Below are 16,991 nucleotides of genomic sequence, written 5' to 3'. Positions count from 1 at the left end.
CGCCAATATCAGTCAATAATTACATTGAAAGATAGGCTTATAGCATTCATAGTGCTTGTTGACCACGCAATACATCTTCCGGCAACTCATAAAGGAAGTCTCCTATATAAGCAGCCCACCCCTTGTGCTTTTTACTGAAAGAGAGATTGTAAATCTGCTCCGTCACCGTTGAGTCACCTTGCAATACCGTGCGGAAAAGTGCCTTGCCTCCCCTGACGTTATCTACCGAATAGAGTGTATCAGGCGCCGCCATGACTATTTGCTTGCTAGAATAGCTGCTCCCTTTTATGGCCTCGAATTTTACAGGAACCGACTTTAGAGTGCCGGTAGTATCTGCGGCATACAGCTTAGAAGCAGTCGTTTCATACAAATATGCCGTTCCGCGAGCACTACCGCAACTCTGCACTAAATAATCCTCGCTCAAAGTGACACTTCCGGCAACCAAAGACGGTTCAACAGAACGTACCGGTTCTACGGTCACAGACAGAGTATCGGCAACAACCGGTTCTTTTTTCCGCTCTCTATTTGCAAGTCGAAAAAGAGAAAAGTACCAACAAGAAAACAAACATATTTCATGGTTTATCTCAATTTAGCATATAATATATAGTTATTGTCATTCTCATGGATGCTATCTACCAACTTCTGCAAGCGTTCGCGTTCTTTGGAAGAAAGATTTGTCTTGATTTCCAGATGTTTCTCCAAAGCATCTTTTAGCTTGGCTGGCTCCATATTGAGAATATAGTAATCACCATTCACCGTAAGATAGGCGGGCATGTCTCCCAGATAGTCATTCACCAATCTGTAGAAAGCACCTTTCAACGTCTTCTTGTCCATGATATAACAGGACGGAGCATCAGTGACATAGCTATTCTCACTTACCTGCTTCTTTACCGTCACGTCGCCCACAAAACAGTGGGGCAATTCCTGATAAAAATGTATCGGGATTTCCTTCATCTCGAAATCCACCGTAAAACGCGGATTCAAACGTCCCTCTTCAAAATGATAAAGCGTATCGGGACGAAGTTCAAAGAAAGTAAATAAAGATACATCGAACTTTCCGTTCACCTTGTTACTAAATACCTCGTTACTGAAGTCCGGACGCACCGCCAAATGACGTCCGGGAATGGTATCCAGCAGATTCCCCTGAAGGTCCTGACGCCATGCCGCATAGAGCAGATTATTGAAAGGAAGGATGAATACCGATAGAGTGGAATTTTTACTGTCCACTTTAAATTTCCCCTTCGGAACCAGTGTGGGCAGAGGAATGCTCTGTACATACTGACCTTTCAAGTCATAAGCAAGCAAAGCTTTTGCATTCCAGGGCAGGATATAAATACGCTCCGACGCCTCGTCAATCTGTGCATCATACACCAGCTGATACTCACCCGGCCCTTGTCCGAAAGAGCCTATATTCGCCAGAAACCTGCCGGACTTGTCAAATAGTTTAAAAGGTGTCTGCTGCCTGCCATATACCAATATATAATTGTCCGAAACCAAAACACCTCCTGCCGGAACCAGCGCCTCGTCACTGTTATCCAATTTCACCACTTGAAACTCTTCCGCAATAGCACTTAAAGGCAAAGTAACCGTATCTTTTAATTTAGGAAAGTCACAGACCCATACCGAATCGCCATCCATTACCTCCACAGAACCTACCACCGACTGCCCGGCCAAAGAATTTACCATCGGATAGTCAGCCAAACCATCCGTCGCTTTTTTACCGGCTCCATTGCAACCTGCCAATAAAGCCACCCCCATCAATAAGGAAAAGACCCTCATCTGTTTTTTGTTTTTCATGTCCTCATTCTTTTTAAATTCATGAATAGAATGAGAACAAAATTAGAGTAGAAATTGCAATAACACAATTTTCGCGATAGACAAAAGCGGAAGTTTCTTTCTTTTATATTTCACTATAATACAGATATATAACCTATATACAAAGAAAGTATCATATAGACATTTTGCCACATAATTCTAAAAATGCCGCAAAAAAGAATCCAAAGTATCATCTTCGGCAGTCAATCCGAACTTATCTTTTTTCACCCGCTGCTTTTTACGGCTGACGGATGTGCGACTGATACAATAAATATCTGAAAGGTCTTTTATACTGACTCCAATCTTCACCAGACAACAAAAATTGACATCCTTCTCCGACAAAGAAGGAAAACTCCGTTTCAGCCGTTGCGTAAAGTTATCATAACTCTTATCCACCGTCTGCCGGATATCGTCCCAGTCCTCTTTACTCAAAGCAATGCGCAGGTTGGTATCTGTTTCTTTCCGGTCGTTGTCTTCCAAAGAAGGAATCTTATGAAAAGACTTCATACGGCGAAATAAAGACTCGCGCAACTGCGATTCCTTTTCACGCAAAAGCGTCAACTCCTCTGCCTGCACCAGCAACTGTCGGGTCTGTTCCAGTCGAATCGTTTTCTCCTGCAACAACAAGAGGTCGGTCTGGCGTTTTCGACGCTGCGATACAAAATAGAAAACAAAAACAATCAGAACCACAATCAGTCCAAGGGATAATACCATGATTTCTTGCCGCTGCTTGTCTATCCTCAAACGATTCAGTTCATTCTGCATTTTCTCTTTCTCATAATTCTCACGATTTTCTGTAGCTTCTTCCTTTTGGATTTCACGTATCAGTATCTTATCCGCTTTCAATGCCAGATTATAAGCTAAGCTATCCTTGCCACGCAAAGCATGAAAAGCACTCAATCGCCGCGAAGCTACACCTGCCACCCAACGATTCAGCGAACGAGCAGCACTTTCATAGTAACGGCAGGCCGAATCAACTTGTCCTGTCATGGCATACAGGTTTCCCTTAGCCAGGCAATAATGCGGTATGACGGAACGAGACTGCCTGCAATCGCGTATGGAGTCCAGACAACGGACTGCATCCAAATAACGCCCCATACCGGCATAAGCCTCGGGCATGGCCCTACACACTTCTCCCTGTATCCAAGTATCTGCCCCGTCACCTGTTTTCCTATAATAGACCAAAGCCCGTTCAAACATTCCTAACTTCATGCAACGAAGCGCCACACCGTAATTCACTCTTGCTGTGAGTTCTTTATCCGAAAGATAACGACATGTCAGATTTGCATATCTTTCCACACTATCCAATGCGGATACAGCCCAGATTTTCTTATAAAAAATCCAAGCCACTCTAGCAGAATCGGGACGCATAGGCTCCGATGCCAGACGCTGTTTTCCACAAGAAACCAACAAGAAAAGCAGAAGCAACAGGTAAAGAGTTCCGTACTTCATTTTTTTGTAGTATTATTATCAGTTGCGTTTCAAAAATAGCCGATTCGTAATCGTACCCGGCAACTCGTTTTCATAATGAGTCACCATAATCATCGTTTTATCTCTTCGGTGGCAGAATGCTTCTATAATCTTCTTGACCCGACGACGGTTGTAAGTATCAAGTCCATGAAGCGGTTCATCCAAAATCAGCAATTCCGGGTCTTTCACGAAAGCACGCGCCAACAACGCCAGACGTTGTTCACCACTGGAAAGTTGCAGAAAAGGCTTGTCTTTCAAGGCGGCAATACCGAAAATATCCATCCACCACTCGCATACCGACATCTGTTCTGCGTGAGGACGCTTATACAGTCCGATACTGTCGTGCAGACCGGAAGCTACAATCTCCATGGCAGGCAGGTTCTTCAGATAAGAACGGTGCATCTCCGGACTGACGTAACCGATGTGTCTCTTGATTTCCCAAATACTCTCCCCCGTCCCGCGCTTCCGTCCGAAAAGACTGATATCACAAGCGTACGACTGTGGATTATCGGCACATACCAGACTGAGTAACGTAGACTTACCGGAACCGTTCTCGCCACTCAACGCCCACTTCTCCCCACGCATCACTGTCCAATCCAGCTCCTTCAGAATGATACGGTCATCGTAACGGATACTGACCCCGTTCAACTTCACCACTTCATCGGAAGTAAAATCCGTATGCTCATAGGGTAAATCAAAAATACGCCGCCGCAATTCCTCCAAAGCACCGGCTTCTTCCCGAATATGTATCTGATTGTCCACACAGAATGCCTGCACATACTCCTCGCGCTTCATCTTCCCGCTCACCTTCATACCATCTACCGAAACAACGTGTGTAACAAATGAAGGTATATCATCCAACATGGAAAGCACAAGGACAATTTGCAACCCGCCCAGCCTGGTAAGCTGTTCCAACAAACCGGAGAGCAGTTCGCGTGTAGGCGCATCCAACCCGATGAAAGGATTATCCATGATAAGAATTCGGGGAGCGGACAATAGAGCCTTAGTCAGCTGAAACTTACGGAGTTCCCCACTACTGAGAAGAATGATTTTCTTGTCAAGCATCGGCTCTATGCTGAAAAGTTCAAATAGCCGTTGCCTCAAGGCATCGTCCTTTACTTCTCCCAGTACTTCGCGTACCGACGAAGCATCCTCCTGGTCGTGGGCATTCCAACGCTGTTGATAGTAATAATTGGCATCGGCGGAACCGTAAGTATCACGGAAAGCAATGTATCTGATATTGTCATAGGCAGTTTTCGTGAGGGAGGGAGAGAAATCATAGGTAAGCTCACCATCACGCAATAAATACTTTCCCGTCAGCATATCCACCAAAAGACTCTTTCCGGCTCCGTTCGGTCCTACAATGGCAATGTGTTCTCCTGCCAGAAAATCAAGGGTGACAGGCTCTGTCAAACGAACAAGCGGGTTGCGTACTACGCCCCCCGCTATGTGTATTGTATGTTGCTGCATCATCCAATCATCATTTATACATAATCAGTGCCGATTGGGCCGGAACAACAACTTCGGGGCCGTACAGTGTACCCAAACCTTGTTCATTGATAAAGCCATCCTTGCAGACCACTGTATATTTACCTTCGGGTACGGTAAGTTTGGCAGGCTCCTTACGGGCATTCAAGACTACTATAATATCTCCCCAAGCATCACCGTTGGCATTTTCTTTCAGACGGTAAGCCACCACATTGCTGCCGTCAACCGGTAGAAATTCCAAATGTTTACGCACCAAATCCGCATCACCCATACGGAAAGCCGGATGCTTCTTACGAAGCTGTATCAAACCTTTATAATAAGCAAATACATCTGCATGCTCCGCCTTTCGTCTCCAATCAATCGCATTGATGGAATCGGGACTCTCAAAACTATTGTGCACTCCCTTCTTGTCACGCATCACTTCCTCACCGGCATAAATAAACGGTACACCCTGTGAAGTGAATACGGCTGTTTGCGCCAATTTGTCAAGCTTTGCCAATTCTACGGGAATAATACCCGGAATACTTGCTTTCAGCCTATCCACCAAGCACATATCATCATGGCAGGAAACATAGCTGATCATCTGTGTAGGTTGTTCCGCCCACGGAGACTTACTATAATTCACAGAGTCATTATTTACTTGCGGATGCCTGATGGCTCCTACAATACCAAACTTTATGCTCTCCTCTCCTCCCGGCAATCCGGCAAGGAAAGCACCTTGATGATTGTCATTGAACGGACCGCGCAAAGCATCACGCATTTCGTCAGAGAAAGCAGCAACACCCGGCATCTTATAAGTATTGGCTTTCATTGCCAGAGAATCTTCCGCCATCTGTGGAGCCGATGCCGCCCATCCTTCACCATATATAAATATAGTCGAATCTACAGACGTTGCCGCCTTACGGATTTCGTTCATTGTTTCGATGTCATGGATACCCATCAGGTCAAAACGGAAGCCGTCAATGTGGTATTCATTAATCCAGTGCAATACAGACTCAATCATGTATTTACGCATCATCGGACGGTTGCTGGCAGTTTCATTGCCACAAGCCGAACCGTTTGCATACGTGCCATCCGGCCGCTGACGATAAAAGTATCCTGGAACTGTACGTTCGAAATTGCTGTCAGATGTATTGAAAGTATGGTTATACACCACATCCAGAACAACACGGATACCAGCTTTGTGCAAAGCCTGCACCATCTGCTTGAATTCGCGGATACGAACATCCGGCTTATAAGGGTCAGTGGAATAAGAGCCGTCAGGCACATTGTAGTTCTGCGGATCATATCCCCAATTATACTTATTCTCGTCCAGCTTTGTCTCATCAACGGAGGCATAGTCATAAGACGGAAGGAGATGTACATGTGTCACTCCCAATTCTTTCAGATGGTCAATGCCGGTTGCCAGCTTGTCGGGACTTACCGTTCCTTGTTCTGTCAATGCCAGGAACTTTCCTTTATGCTCAATACCCGACGACGGGTCGATGGACATATCACGATGGTGCATTTCATAAAGAATCACATCGGCAGGAGAGGCCAATGCCGGACGTTTATCATCTGCCCATCCTTCGGGGTCCGTGGATTTCATGTCGATGATGGCGGCACGCTTTCCATTCACCCCTACAGCTTTGGCATTGATACCCGGAGTGTCCCCCAACCACTTATCATTGATTTTCACATTGAATGTGTAGAATTTACCGATCAAGTCCTTTTCAACTTTAGCTTTCCAAGTCCCTTCTTCAGATGATTCCATTGAAATAGTTTCGTAGGCATGACCTCCATCTCCTGCTTCGAACAACATCAGGCGAACTTCATCCGCCGTAGGCGCCCATAACGTGAATTGCGTGGCAGCAGGTGTATATTCCATCTCTGTCAGACTACCCGAACGAACAGGGTAAAGTTCATACGAAGCATACTCCGTCTTCGCGGGAGTGCAGCTTACAACCGTTGTCGCAGCCACTCCAATGATAGCAAGTTCATTCAATTTCATGATATTATTTTTATATTCTACATTTCAATTCTTATACTTCTTCACCTTATCCGGATTTTTGGCAATAAAGTCTTTCCAGCCATGATAACCTTTCTCCACCGTGGGACGCCCCATCTGCAGAAAGTGACAATAGGCAGCAGCAAGCCCGTCCGTTGCATCCATAAAAGTAGGCATATCCTCTTTAGGAAAATGCAGCATACGCTGCAACATGTTCGCCACCTGTTCCTTGGATGCTTGTCCGTTTCCGGTGATTGCCATCTTTATTTTTAAAGGAGCATATTCCGTAATGGGAATATCCCTACTCAAAGCAGCTGCCATTGCTATGCCTTGCGCACGCCCCAACTTCAACATGGACTGTACATTCTTTCCAAAGAAAGGGGCTTCAATAGCAAGCTCATCAGGCAAATAACTCTCTATGATACTCAGTATCCGTTCATGAATATGGCGTAACTTCAGATAGTGGTCTCCAAATTTGCGGAGGTCAATAATTCCCATAGCTATCATTTCTGGCTTGACACCTGCCACACGCAATACTCCATACCCCATAATGGTGGTACCAGGGTCTATACCCAATATTATTTTCTCTTTGACCGGTTGTATCACATTATTACCTCCATCAATGTAGGAAATCCAATCACTTTATTCTTAAAGATATTCAGTAATTCCTCATTCAGTTTCACTCCTTGCTCTTGATGCCAACGATGCAGTTTGGCAGAGTTCTCTACCTCAAACTGAACAGAATAACAGATACTTCCTTCCTCAATATGACTCAAGATACGGGCTATACGTGGAGCATACAATATTCCATTCTTTTCTACCTCGGGAAGATAGTGTTCCTGCATCCATATCAGGAAGTTTTTGTCTTCTCCTTTCTCTACATGATAAGTGGTATTATATATCAGCATAACTTATTTTTTCAAATTCTTTCGCAAACATAGCAATTATTTCAGAATAATGCATTATATTTGCACCATCAAAAATGAAAGCAAGCCCGCAAACGTTGGCAACGGGGCGTTAGCTCATCTGGCTAGAGCGCGACACTGGCAGTGTCGAGGTGACCGGTTCGAGTCCGGTACGCTCCACCTCCTAAAAAACGGTCTTACAAGGTATTGTAGCTCATCTAAAGGAATTTCCAAATTTCGTTTTGGATTAAAAAAAAGACAAATTCTGTCACTTTTGACATTTAGAACTTGTCGAAAACGAATCCAGAACAATTATGACAACTCTCAAACTTGCCGTTGTTCCAGCTAAGATGCTGAAAAGCGGAAAACACAAAATCAGAATTGCAATTGGACACAAGCAGGAAACAAGGTATCTTGTTACTCGCTTCAACATTGATGACTTGTCGCAATTCAAAGACGGCCAAGTAATAGGTATACCAAATGCTTCATATGTAAACATGAAACTCAGAAGTATTCTAAACTCCTACCAAGAAGCATTAGATAGAATTAGCACACAATCATATACATGTGCCCAAGTCGTTGAATACCTATCCAATATAAAACAAGGGGCAGCACCTTTTTCATCTGCATCTACTGACTATATCATTAATATGGAAAAGGAAGGTAGAAAGAGCACGGCTGAACTTTACCGCCGTACCTGCAGATACTTCAATGATTTCATCAAATTAGATGTAATGCTGGATGGCATCACTCCACGAACCATCAAGGAGTTCGATGTCTACCTAAAGAATGAGAAAAACCTAAATCCGGTCACGCGCGGTACACATATGGCACATTTAAAGGCAATACTTAATCAAGCCGTCCGGGACAAGAAGGTATCGTATGACACGCACCCTTTTGAATATTACGAAAAGCCGGAAGGCAATATACGAGAGCTTGACATTAGCGTCGATGAGGTAAAGCAGATAAGGGATTCCACCCCAAAAGAAAAATCCCTTCGGATGGCCCGTGACCTTTTTATGCTATCCTATTACCTTGGGGGGATAAACCTTATTGACCTGATGCAATTCAATTTTAAAAACAGAGACACCATAGAGTATATCCGGGAAAAATCAAAGAACACCAAAAAAGGGGATAAAAAGATAAGTTTCAGCATACCGGAAGAGGCCAAACCGATAATAAAAGAATGGATGGGAAAAAATGGCAAGCTCAATTTTGGCTATAAATACACTTATGACAATTTTAGGAAGTTTGTTACCAAAGAGATTAAGCGTCTTGCAGAAAATATCGGCATTGAATCGCATGTAGTCTATTACTCTGCACGTAAATCATTCGTTCAACATGGGTTTGAGCTAGGAATATCTTTGGAAACCCTTGAATACTGCATTGGTCAAAGCATGAAGAAAAACCGTCCCATCTTCAACTATGTAAAGATTATGAGGAAACATGCAGATATAGCAATAAGGAAAATCCTCGATGGGCTAAAGTGATTGTTCTTGGACGAAAGCTATTGCTTCGGCAGTGGCATCTTCCCTCTCCTTTTCTATGTCGGAGTTCAAACGGTCTATTAAGTCTGTATCTCCCGTCAGTGCTGTTTTCACACAGTCGGAATACGTAACTGTCAGCTGATAGTGACCATAGCCAATAAAGGACTTTGTGAGCTTCGGAAAGGATGATTCAAGTTTACCCATAACACAACCGGATTAAGAAGCGGAAAAAAGAACGGTTCCGCTTTCCCGTTGCGTTACATATTCTCAAATAGGAGGATACAGTGAAACCATTAAGCTATCACACGGGGGTCGGAACCGTATATGAACAAGCTACTGGCAAAATTTATCACCAGTAGCTCTACGGTCGGAATATTACTATTCCTCCTATTCAATAAAGTATGTAACGCACTGCAAATATGGAAAAAATATGCGAGATAACGAAAATAATTCATGCAATAGTTGTTTAATAACCAAAAGATTATTATCTTTGTAATGTCAAATAACAAAAGTAATCAACATGAGTAACGAACAAATTAAAAAGGACCTGCTTATACAAAGAGCATTCCTCAAAAAAGAATTAGACCAGCTAAGGTTTATTGCCGAAGTTACCGGAACTAACCAGGAAAAAGAGATTGATAAAAGATTAGACCGATTACTGACAATCGACAAAATATTGAAAGAGTTAGAAAAAAAGAAGTAAAACAAAGTCCCTCTCTCCGGAGAGGGCACTAAAAAACAAATATATGGCACTGAAAGATGAATTACTGGCATTAAAGCCACTACTTGGTACAGACTCTCCAGAGTTCTATACCAAAATGAGAGAAATAGCCGCCAAGTACAATTCGGAAGAAGATAAAAAAGCTATTGCAGATTTCGTATCAGAACGCTTACAGAACATTGATAGGAAACTGGACGTTATAGAAGAAAGTGCAATCAAATTGCAATTACAAGAAGTTGCCGAAATAGTTTCTCTAAGCTATCTTGCGAAAAAGTATTTCAACAAGAGCCGTTCGTGGTTATATCAGAGGTTAAATGGCAATCTGGTAAACGGGAAACCGGCACGCTTTACCAAAGAAGAATTACAGACATTCAACAATGCACTACAAGACATATCTCAAAAAATAGGCTCACTTAGTATCTCATATTGATACTCTGTTATTTGACACCATCCCCGTAGTTGAGCCGCTACGGGGATTTTTACTGAAAGAGGAGCGATTCATTCAACTGCCTTTTCCACAATCTCCATCACTACATGGCTTGACTCCAACCAGAGCCAATACCACAACCAAAGCATAATCCCACCCAACCAAACAAAAGCCACATCAATATAGTACAAATTTAATATCCTGCTAACCAATACGCATAAGAGTTCTCCGCAAAGCACATAGGCAGCAACCATAGTAACAAGCTGGTCATTGGCAACAGTTATCAAAACCAGAATGCCTATAACGGGAAGAAGGGAAATACAATCAATTAGAAGTTGTTGTTTGTCATTCATAATACAATAGGGATTAGAATACAAATATAAACATTATTTTGTATAAAACAACCCTCTATAATAGGAATTTCTGACGAAAAAGAAACGAACTATTATTACAATATAAACAAAAAGAGCGACTATTCAGCCGCCCCTTTCGCATTAACGAGATAGACATAAAAGCATCTCGAATCATCTCTGTAGATGGATGCCGAACCACTACAGAGTTTCCATTCATTCTACAGTTTCTCCTTTTTCATTCAGAAGTACCGTTACTTCTTCAGTGGATTGATTTTCCTCGGTGATGGTCAACACAACCTTATAAATCTTACCGGTTTCTTTCTCGGAAATGAAAGCCTCCTTTATTACAGCCCCCTCATAGTCCTTAGCCAAGACATTCATAACTGCCTGAGGCAAGTCTTTTACTTCCACTTTTGTGAACTCATCCTGAGGATTTTGCTGAGTTTGCTCTACAGACTGTGTTCCAGAAACCACGTAAGCAAATGCTACTGAACTGCCTAATCCCATAACCATTGCTAATGCTACCAATACTTTTTTCATAATCGTAAGTTTTAAGTAAATAAATATAGTTTTTGTATTAACTATAGAACAAACGATATGCCATGATGTACATCAGTACATAATACACTATACATCAGCATATTATAAAAACAAGAAGGAATAATTATGTGTGGAAATATGTGGAACTGAGTACCACACATGGGGAATAATTACACAATATGGATTACTTAATTCCTGGGAAATGGAACAAGGCAGCTGAATAAGCCGCCCCTTCTATAAAACAGTCAACAAACAGACATTCACTAATCAAATGACATAAACATAAGCATAAATAACCCGGCTAAAGCCATAGCAAATGCAATTACCATACAAAACTCTTTTTTCATAACTAATAATTTGGTTAAACACATATTTCCATCGCACGTTCAACAACGCACTCTTGTCTCCGACAAAACCTCAGCCGCATAAAAGCTGAGGTACAGCATGTTCCTTTCAATATCTACAATCAATTAGAGCACACAATGTTGGAACATTCTGTAAATCCAGTATAAAGAAACTGCAATGGCTGAAAGAAGGACTATACTAACACTATATACCGGATTCTACTATAAAGACAACTGCTTTTCTGAAATTCCCTACGTGATTTGAGAGAATTTTTATAAAAGAAAAGTATGATAAAAACCTCAATGGAAGCCAAGATGACAAATATCATGGACTTTAAACGTGTATATCTATATAAATTAACTATTATTTTCTGGTCTTTCTCTTTCTCTGAGATTTTTTCAATCTTTGTAATGGAGTCAGTTGTTTTTTATAAGAACCAAAAACTTTCTTTTCGAATTCTACCTTTGGTGGCATGAAACGATGTGATATTCTTTTTGAGGCAGGGAAAATAGTTTCAAGTTCGAATGTTATTAATAGCGCCTTATTCTCATTTAATTGAATACCATTCTCAATTGCCACCCCTATAAAAAATTGAAAAGCAGAAATAGAACGAGGGAAATTTGCCCGTTTCAAAATATTTGCTTTCACATTTGCAAAAGAAAACAAGTGCTTAATTTTGTCAATATCTACTTTTTTAATTAAAGAACAAATATTATCTGACAACCTTGATTTGTCTTTGGGACATATTTCTTCTGGAACTTCAGGATTATTAAAAAAATCAGTAATCAATTCTAATGTTAACCTTCTTAAATCCGTCTTTTTAGAAGGACTCGGAACTACATGCAAATAAGCATTTGAAGAATCTGCTACAATCATATCTAGTTGTTCCACAGAAGCTTTTAATTGTGCAGCTAATCTAGATAACCTCCAATCAATTATATCCGCTTTATAAAATAAATCATGGGTAGATACCCCCCATGCATATTCGAATACTGTTTTTACTTGTATTTCAAATACAATACTCTTAACCTGATGAGAAATTGACATATCTTTCATTTGACAATACATTCTTGTATGGTCAAATCTGAAGACATCAGGATCATTTTCGGTTGTCTCCCTTCTTTTGCTCTTTATAATATCAAATAATGTACCAATATGTTCTATTACACCTTTTTCTTTACCTTTATTAGGAACCACAATCGTAGCAGCATACAAATCATCAATTTCACTCCAACTACTAAATCGACCAGTTTCTATCTTTTCACTCAAAGACTGAACAGTTTTGATTCTACCTAAGAAAGCATAGCCTAAACTTGAGCAGTAAGGAAGTAGAGTCTCTTCTACTTTTCTTTTCAATATCTTTACATATGGCTCTTGTTGACTATAATAATCTTGGATTAATTTTGGAACAATCATAGATTAGTATTTAAATAATCTTGCAATATTTGAATTCTATCTTTACGAGCTGATGTTCTATTGGATGCAGCTCTTGCATTCTGATAATAATTCTCAAATGATGGATTATTTGATCTATATTCTTCATCATTAACTTTATCCATAAAATCCATCAACTTATCATAATAAGCTGGTGCTAAATATATTTTTCCTTCTTTCAAGTTAAGGATTATAGCTCCGAATAAAGAGTAAAAATCAGCTTGATTCATTAATCTGGAACCTTTCATTTTTCCACTTTCATCATTTGCCCAAATTTCTTTTATAACATTTATAGCTCTCTTAAAAAGTTCAACAACATATGTTTCGTTTACCCATTCTTCATCTCTATCATTAAAAGCAACGTCTATCTCTTCTTGTGAATAGCCTTTGGGGCCTTCTTCGATTAGTAATAAAAGCTGAGCTACGAATTCAACATCTTTCATTTGTTTTCTTGCTTGACTAGTAATACGTGGGACATTATCACGCAATTCTGAATAAAATAAATCAGTCATATTCTCGGATGTTGTGATAAAAGCACCTGAATATTTAGCATGCCTCAATTCTTGCGCTGATAATTTTGCCGTATTTCGATTTATTCTATCGAAAATATCGTTTATTATACTTTCATTTTCAGAAGGTATGTACTCTACAATAAAGCTATAGTTCCAAATATTTATCTTTATATCGTTATTTAAATCATCAAAATATTTACCTCTAAGATTCTTATTTGTAGCTTTTTCAGATATTGGAAATTTATTATCTACGAAATCAAAAATAGTTGTTAATCGTTGTTTACCATCTACAACATTATACTTGGCCACACCGTTTGTATCTATCTCTTCAAATAGGAAAAGGGCAGGTGCTGGGTAATTAAGTAGTATAGTATCAATAAAAAAGTCTTTATATTCTTGACTCCAGACACTCCTTCTTTGATAAGATGGTGACAAATTTAACAAATCTCTTCGATAGATGTCATTAAACCAACTTACTGTTTGAAAATTTTGTTTTCTCATATTAAAGATAAAATTAGATAGTTTATGAATGCAAATATTTTTTTCAGTTTACATTTAATCCCTAGTTGCAAAGATATATTTTTTTCAAATAGAAAGAATTTTATAAGCAAAAAAATAAGCGATAATCGTTTTCACAAATGATAACCGCTTAGTTCAGGTTGTTATGTTTATATTATTTCATATGCGATATCGCTATCAAATTCGTGGATAAAGATTAAATAAAATTTTCGTTGTTACAACATTTACCATAAAGTCTTCCTACAAATACTATAATAGAAAAAATTAGAGACTTACGTCTATATGTTAAAAATACTCCTACCACATAAACAAATTATAGCTCACCCCAGCCCCAACATACCATCCACCCGGATAGCCATATCCAGCCTGCAAGCCAAATCCCCAACGCTTCCTTTTCGGTTTGACAATCACCGGATGATAAATATCATTCGTCACCGTCTGATACACAGTCTTCGGATACACCACCATACTATCCAGCCGAGGGTCTACATATCCGCTCACTATCGCACGATATAAACTATCTGAATACACCACTTGTCGGCGATGAAGCAAGGTATCACCTATCCATGTCGTATCATCCGGCACGAAACGCCAGAACACAGCCATCGGTGCAGAGATAAGCATCGTATCTACCTTGACAACCGTCTTTATCTTCGTCTCTACACGAACTTCAGCCGGAGGCTGCTCATGCGGACGGAACCAAGCCGTCACACAAGCAATTACCAGCAGTACAATCAATATCCACGGTAACTTTTTCATTCCTCGAACCTTAAATCGTTTATACGGTTCATCCAGCCTCTCTTAAATTTATTGTTCGCCGGACGAGAACGGCATATATCCTCGATGAAGTCAAACCGTGCAATCTTAATCATGTCGAACAACTCACGCGGGTTCCTGGCATTCACCGCAGCAAGTGTCTTAGGACCTACTATTCCATCCACAGTAACACCAAGCAAACGTTGAGGAATCTTTATTCCATGCGTACCGGATGCCCACACCCAATCGACAAGGATATTCGCCACAGACTGGCTCGTTATCAAATCTGCCTTCCACCTATCCCAATAATGCGGCTTTAGCACCCGTTTAACGACATCCTCACGGGTAAGCAGACGCAGGTCATCCACGTCTATATCACCGTCACCGTCCTTGTCATAGCCGCATGACTTCCACGTGCCGATAGTCACTCCCATGTTCGTTGCGCCTCCAAGGTCTGCCGGGTCATTCACGAAACCGCCTTCCCATTTTAGGATAAACGGTGCAAGTTGATTCACATTCGCCATTTCAATTTTCCTCCTTATTCAATTAATACCCATTTTGCGGTTCTCTGTCACCGCATTTCTTCCTCTCACACCGTTTAAGCGCCAGTTCCAGTTTCAAGTCTGAATTAGCCTCCTTCAGTGTAAATAACTCATCCTGCACCTTACGAAGCCGGTCTGTCTGCTCCACGAATCGCTGTTCCTTTTCCGAAAGCTGCTTCTGCAGGAACTCGTTGTACTCCCGTAATGCCTTGAACTCCTCGACATCAGCATGTGCGTCCTCAATACGCGCGTTGGTTTTGCGCGACATCCACCACTTAATAAGCTGCTTGATGCCCTCGATGCCACCGAGGGCGGTCACCAACATAACCCAATCATTCATACCCATTTCACCAATTCATTTAATAATCTACTAATAACCATATCTTTGTCCGACACCGCACAAATGTACATCAGACGAAATCAAACAAGTTGTTGAATTACAATTTTCCACTGACATTCCGTGACAGCAAAAGTAATTGCTTCCACAGCCTCGAAAAAGGACATAAAAAAAGAGCTCGATGACAACGTAAGTTGCCACTAAGCTCTTGATTATATGCAAAGACAGGTGTTATTTTGTGTAAATCAAAGCATTAGATAAGGAATATTTCCCTATCTTTGTGGAAAGGAAAAGGTTATGGTTAGTTTTACAATGACAGATTTTGCTAATATTTCTTTAATAACACTATTGACAGTTGGAGGACTCGCATTATTCATAGGAATATGCAGGCTTATAGCCAAAATACTTGTTGATAGCGGAGCTACTTTTATTTTCCCTCATCCTTCTGAATTTGAGGAGTCTGAGGTGGATAAATAAAAGTGCTGCCGTCTCCATCTACACCTCCAGCCTCTAAGATGAAATTTAATATCCTATTGCAGTTTTCTCCTTTCAGCTTATTTGCAATTTTAATATACTTCAATTTATACATCGTCATAATGTAGCACTTATTCTGTTTCTCCATTTCTTCTATAACCATAATAACTTTGCTTGCAATGTAATCTATTGATTCTGCATCACCGCCTATAACAACTTCGTTTAAAGCTTCCATATATAGGTCGAAAGCATTAATATAGAATGAATGAAAATAAAACTTATCCCTCGCATACAAAGAATATCCCTTGATTGTATGCGTTATCTTTCCCAATTTCGCATCAACCTTTTCATTAATGACTTTGAGAAGATAATCCTTTGCAAAGAAATAATTGGCTATTTGAAAGCCTATTAATACCGTTACCAATATCGATAACACACCTACCAATGCAGCCATCAAATCAATATTCATTGGCTCTGTCTTAACATAAAACATTCCAATAGCACTACCTACGCAGATTATGGCGAAAATTCCACATATTGCAATAGCAAAATTCTTTCTCATAGTATTAATAAAAAAATGGCGAATCCTCTATAAAGAAGTGTCCCCACCGGCATAGATACCGGAACCCGACTGACTACGGGTTACACTCCTTCATAGAAGATTCATGTTGTCTCTATTGTTTCGGGGATTACAAATATAGAAACAGAGTTCGGTATTTCCTAATTTTAGACTTCCATTCTTCGCAAATGGTCATCCAATGTTTTAGGATTGCATTTAAGCTTACGACAGATAGCAGCCTTTGAATAACCATATTCGAGCATAGTTCTAATGAGAGGTTCCTTTCCTGTAAGCTTGTAATGCGAATTCTTTCCACCCTT

At 40.6% G+C, this 16,991-nt stretch carries 19 protein-coding genes and 1 tRNA gene; 4 read left to right on the top strand and 16 right to left on the bottom strand.

The features are described from left to right. Window positions 1-46: 46 nt before the first annotated feature. The 7 genes from M1B78_RS01595 to M1B78_RS01565 form a co-directional block, all read right to left on the bottom strand. Entirely contained in the window at window positions 47-481 is a 435-nt protein-coding gene (locus tag M1B78_RS01595) for a hypothetical protein (protein WP_257939722.1), read from the bottom strand. Window positions 482-579: 98 nt separating this feature from the next. After that, window positions 580-1,797: a 6-bladed beta-propeller gene (locus tag M1B78_RS01590; protein ID WP_257939721.1), complete on the bottom strand. Its 1,218-nt coding sequence runs from the start codon at window positions 1,795-1,797 to the stop codon at window positions 580-582. Window positions 1,798-1,974: 177 nt separating this feature from the next. Continuing rightward, window positions 1,975-3,267, bottom strand: a complete 1,293-nt coding sequence (locus tag M1B78_RS01585) for a hypothetical protein (RefSeq protein ID WP_257939720.1) — start codon at window positions 3,265-3,267, stop codon at window positions 1,975-1,977. 18 nt (window positions 3,268-3,285) lie between these two features. After that, window positions 3,286-4,755 (bottom strand): ATP-binding cassette domain-containing protein, encoded by a 1,470-nt coding sequence (locus M1B78_RS01580; protein WP_257939785.1) that lies wholly within the window; start codon window positions 4,753-4,755, stop codon window positions 3,286-3,288. A gap of 10 nt (window positions 4,756-4,765) precedes the next feature. Continuing rightward, the gene (gene pulA / locus M1B78_RS01575; protein ID WP_257939719.1) at window positions 4,766-6,763 is read right to left on the bottom strand and encodes a type I pullulanase; all 1,998 of its coding nucleotides are present in this window, start codon (window positions 6,761-6,763) and stop codon (window positions 4,766-4,768) included. Between the two features lie 24 nt (window positions 6,764-6,787). Continuing rightward, window positions 6,788-7,366 carry a crossover junction endodeoxyribonuclease RuvC gene (ruvC, locus tag M1B78_RS01570; protein WP_257939718.1) on the bottom strand — a complete coding sequence of 193 codons (579 nt, stop codon included), beginning with the start codon at window positions 7,364-7,366 and terminating at the stop codon, window positions 6,788-6,790. After that, the gene (locus M1B78_RS01565) at window positions 7,363-7,668 is read right to left on the bottom strand and encodes a DUF4286 family protein (RefSeq protein WP_136009413.1); all 306 of its coding nucleotides are present in this window, start codon (window positions 7,666-7,668) and stop codon (window positions 7,363-7,365) included. The genes ruvC and M1B78_RS01565 overlap by 4 nt, the downstream gene beginning before the upstream one ends. Before the next feature lie 103 nt (window positions 7,669-7,771). Here M1B78_RS01565 and M1B78_RS01560 point away from each other — a divergent pair. Continuing rightward, window positions 7,772-7,845, top strand: a tRNA-Ala gene (locus M1B78_RS01560). Window positions 7,846-7,979: 134 nt separating this feature from the next. Further along, window positions 7,980-9,155, top strand: a complete 1,176-nt coding sequence (locus M1B78_RS01555) for a tyrosine-type recombinase/integrase (RefSeq protein WP_257939717.1) — start codon at window positions 7,980-7,982, stop codon at window positions 9,153-9,155. On the opposite strand, the gene M1B78_RS01550 is transcribed toward M1B78_RS01555, so the two are convergent. After that, the gene (locus M1B78_RS01550; RefSeq protein WP_257939716.1) at window positions 9,147-9,356 is read right to left on the bottom strand and encodes a hypothetical protein; all 210 of its coding nucleotides are present in this window, start codon (window positions 9,354-9,356) and stop codon (window positions 9,147-9,149) included. The two genes, M1B78_RS01555 and M1B78_RS01550, sit on opposite strands and share 9 nt — an antisense overlap. Window positions 9,357-9,672: 316 nt before the next feature. On the opposite strand from M1B78_RS01550, the gene M1B78_RS01545 reads away from it, so the two are divergent. Together M1B78_RS01545 and M1B78_RS01540 are read left to right on the top strand one after the other, a co-directional pair. Next, window positions 9,673-9,855: a hypothetical protein gene (locus M1B78_RS01545; RefSeq protein ID WP_117589094.1), complete on the top strand. Its 183-nt coding sequence runs from the start codon at window positions 9,673-9,675 to the stop codon at window positions 9,853-9,855. A gap of 43 nt (window positions 9,856-9,898) precedes the next feature. After that, window positions 9,899-10,303, top strand: a complete 405-nt coding sequence (locus M1B78_RS01540) for a DUF5053 domain-containing protein (protein ID WP_117866126.1) — start codon at window positions 9,899-9,901, stop codon at window positions 10,301-10,303. A 68-nt stretch (window positions 10,304-10,371) separates the two neighbouring features. Here M1B78_RS01540 and M1B78_RS01535 read toward each other — a convergent pair whose 3' ends face one another. The 8 genes from M1B78_RS01535 to M1B78_RS01500 form a co-directional block, all read right to left on the bottom strand. Further along, on the bottom strand, window positions 10,372-10,653 hold the full coding sequence (locus tag M1B78_RS01535) for a hypothetical protein (RefSeq protein WP_005825583.1): 282 nt from the start codon (window positions 10,651-10,653) through the stop codon (window positions 10,372-10,374). Between the two features lie 213 nt (window positions 10,654-10,866). Beyond that, a complete protein-coding gene (locus tag M1B78_RS01530) occupies window positions 10,867-11,193 on the bottom strand; it encodes a hypothetical protein (protein WP_005825585.1) in 327 nt (108 codons plus the stop codon). 708 nt (window positions 11,194-11,901) lie between these two features. Then, complete coding sequence (locus M1B78_RS01525) at window positions 11,902-12,954, bottom strand: hypothetical protein (RefSeq protein WP_257939715.1); 1,053 nt, start codon at window positions 12,952-12,954, stop codon at window positions 11,902-11,904. Continuing rightward, window positions 12,951-13,985: a DUF262 domain-containing protein gene (locus tag M1B78_RS01520; RefSeq protein WP_257939714.1), complete on the bottom strand. Its 1,035-nt coding sequence runs from the start codon at window positions 13,983-13,985 to the stop codon at window positions 12,951-12,953. Before M1B78_RS01520 ends, M1B78_RS01525 begins: the two co-directional genes overlap by 4 nt. Before the next feature lie 315 nt (window positions 13,986-14,300). Beyond that, complete coding sequence (locus M1B78_RS01515) at window positions 14,301-14,762, bottom strand: DUF6808 domain-containing protein (RefSeq protein WP_257939713.1); 462 nt, start codon at window positions 14,760-14,762, stop codon at window positions 14,301-14,303. After that, the gene (locus tag M1B78_RS01510) at window positions 14,759-15,283 is read right to left on the bottom strand and encodes a glycoside hydrolase family 108 protein (protein ID WP_257939712.1); all 525 of its coding nucleotides are present in this window, start codon (window positions 15,281-15,283) and stop codon (window positions 14,759-14,761) included. The genes M1B78_RS01515 and M1B78_RS01510 overlap by 4 nt, the downstream gene beginning before the upstream one ends. A gap of 22 nt (window positions 15,284-15,305) precedes the next feature. Further along, entirely contained in the window at window positions 15,306-15,647 is a 342-nt protein-coding gene (locus tag M1B78_RS01505; protein WP_346015102.1) for a hypothetical protein, read from the bottom strand. A gap of 418 nt (window positions 15,648-16,065) precedes the next feature. Then, window positions 16,066-16,674 carry a hypothetical protein gene (locus M1B78_RS01500; protein WP_176467825.1) on the bottom strand — a complete coding sequence of 203 codons (609 nt, stop codon included), beginning with the start codon at window positions 16,672-16,674 and terminating at the stop codon, window positions 16,066-16,068. Between the last annotated feature and the right edge of the window lie 317 nt (window positions 16,675-16,991).

Source organism: Bacteroides muris (ex Fokt et al. 2023) (genome assembly GCF_024704895.1).
In the GTDB taxonomy this organism is placed as follows: Bacteria; Bacteroidota; Bacteroidia; order Bacteroidales; family Bacteroidaceae; genus Bacteroides; species Bacteroides muris.
The sequence above is the reverse complement of the archived record's forward strand: the minus strand, read 5'-3'. Positions and strand labels throughout refer to the sequence as shown.

Excerpts from the sequence above, each read along its gene's own strand:
- M1B78_RS01535 (WP_005825583.1), bottom strand. The coding sequence starts at position 10,653 with ATGAATGACAAACAACAACTTCTAATTGATTGTATTTCCCTTCTTCCC.
- M1B78_RS01525 (WP_257939715.1), bottom strand. The coding sequence starts at position 12,954 with ATGATTGTTCCAAAATTAATCCAAGATTATTATAGTCAACAAGAGCCA.
- M1B78_RS01565 (WP_136009413.1), bottom strand. The coding sequence starts at position 7,668 with ATGCTGATATATAATACCACTTATCATGTAGAGAAAGGAGAAGACAAA.
- M1B78_RS01515 (WP_257939713.1), bottom strand. The coding sequence starts at position 14,762 with ATGAAAAAGTTACCGTGGATATTGATTGTACTGCTGGTAATTGCTTGT.
- M1B78_RS01585 (WP_257939720.1), bottom strand. The coding sequence starts at position 3,267 with ATGAAGTACGGAACTCTTTACCTGTTGCTTCTGCTTTTCTTGTTGGTT.
- M1B78_RS01555 (WP_257939717.1), top strand. The coding sequence starts at position 7,980 with ATGACAACTCTCAAACTTGCCGTTGTTCCAGCTAAGATGCTGAAAAGC.
- M1B78_RS01500 (WP_176467825.1), bottom strand. The coding sequence starts at position 16,674 with ATGAGAAAGAATTTTGCTATTGCAATATGTGGAATTTTCGCCATAATC.
- M1B78_RS01590 (WP_257939721.1), bottom strand. The coding sequence starts at position 1,797 with ATGAAAAACAAAAAACAGATGAGGGTCTTTTCCTTATTGATGGGGGTG.
- M1B78_RS01540 (WP_117866126.1), top strand. The coding sequence starts at position 9,899 with ATGGCACTGAAAGATGAATTACTGGCATTAAAGCCACTACTTGGTACA.
- M1B78_RS01580 (WP_257939785.1), bottom strand. The coding sequence starts at position 4,755 with ATGCAGCAACATACAATACACATAGCGGGGGGCGTAGTACGCAACCCG.
- pulA (WP_257939719.1), bottom strand. The coding sequence starts at position 6,763 with ATGAAATTGAATGAACTTGCTATCATTGGAGTGGCTGCGACAACGGTT.
- M1B78_RS01545 (WP_117589094.1), top strand. The coding sequence starts at position 9,673 with ATGAGTAACGAACAAATTAAAAAGGACCTGCTTATACAAAGAGCATTC.
- M1B78_RS01520 (WP_257939714.1), bottom strand. The coding sequence starts at position 13,985 with ATGAGAAAACAAAATTTTCAAACAGTAAGTTGGTTTAATGACATCTAT.
- M1B78_RS01505 (WP_346015102.1), bottom strand. The coding sequence starts at position 15,647 with ATGGGTATGAATGATTGGGTTATGTTGGTGACCGCCCTCGGTGGCATC.
- M1B78_RS01550 (WP_257939716.1), bottom strand. The coding sequence starts at position 9,356 with ATGGGTAAACTTGAATCATCCTTTCCGAAGCTCACAAAGTCCTTTATT.
- M1B78_RS01510 (WP_257939712.1), bottom strand. The coding sequence starts at position 15,283 with ATGGCGAATGTGAATCAACTTGCACCGTTTATCCTAAAATGGGAAGGC.
- M1B78_RS01530 (WP_005825585.1), bottom strand. The coding sequence starts at position 11,193 with ATGAAAAAAGTATTGGTAGCATTAGCAATGGTTATGGGATTAGGCAGT.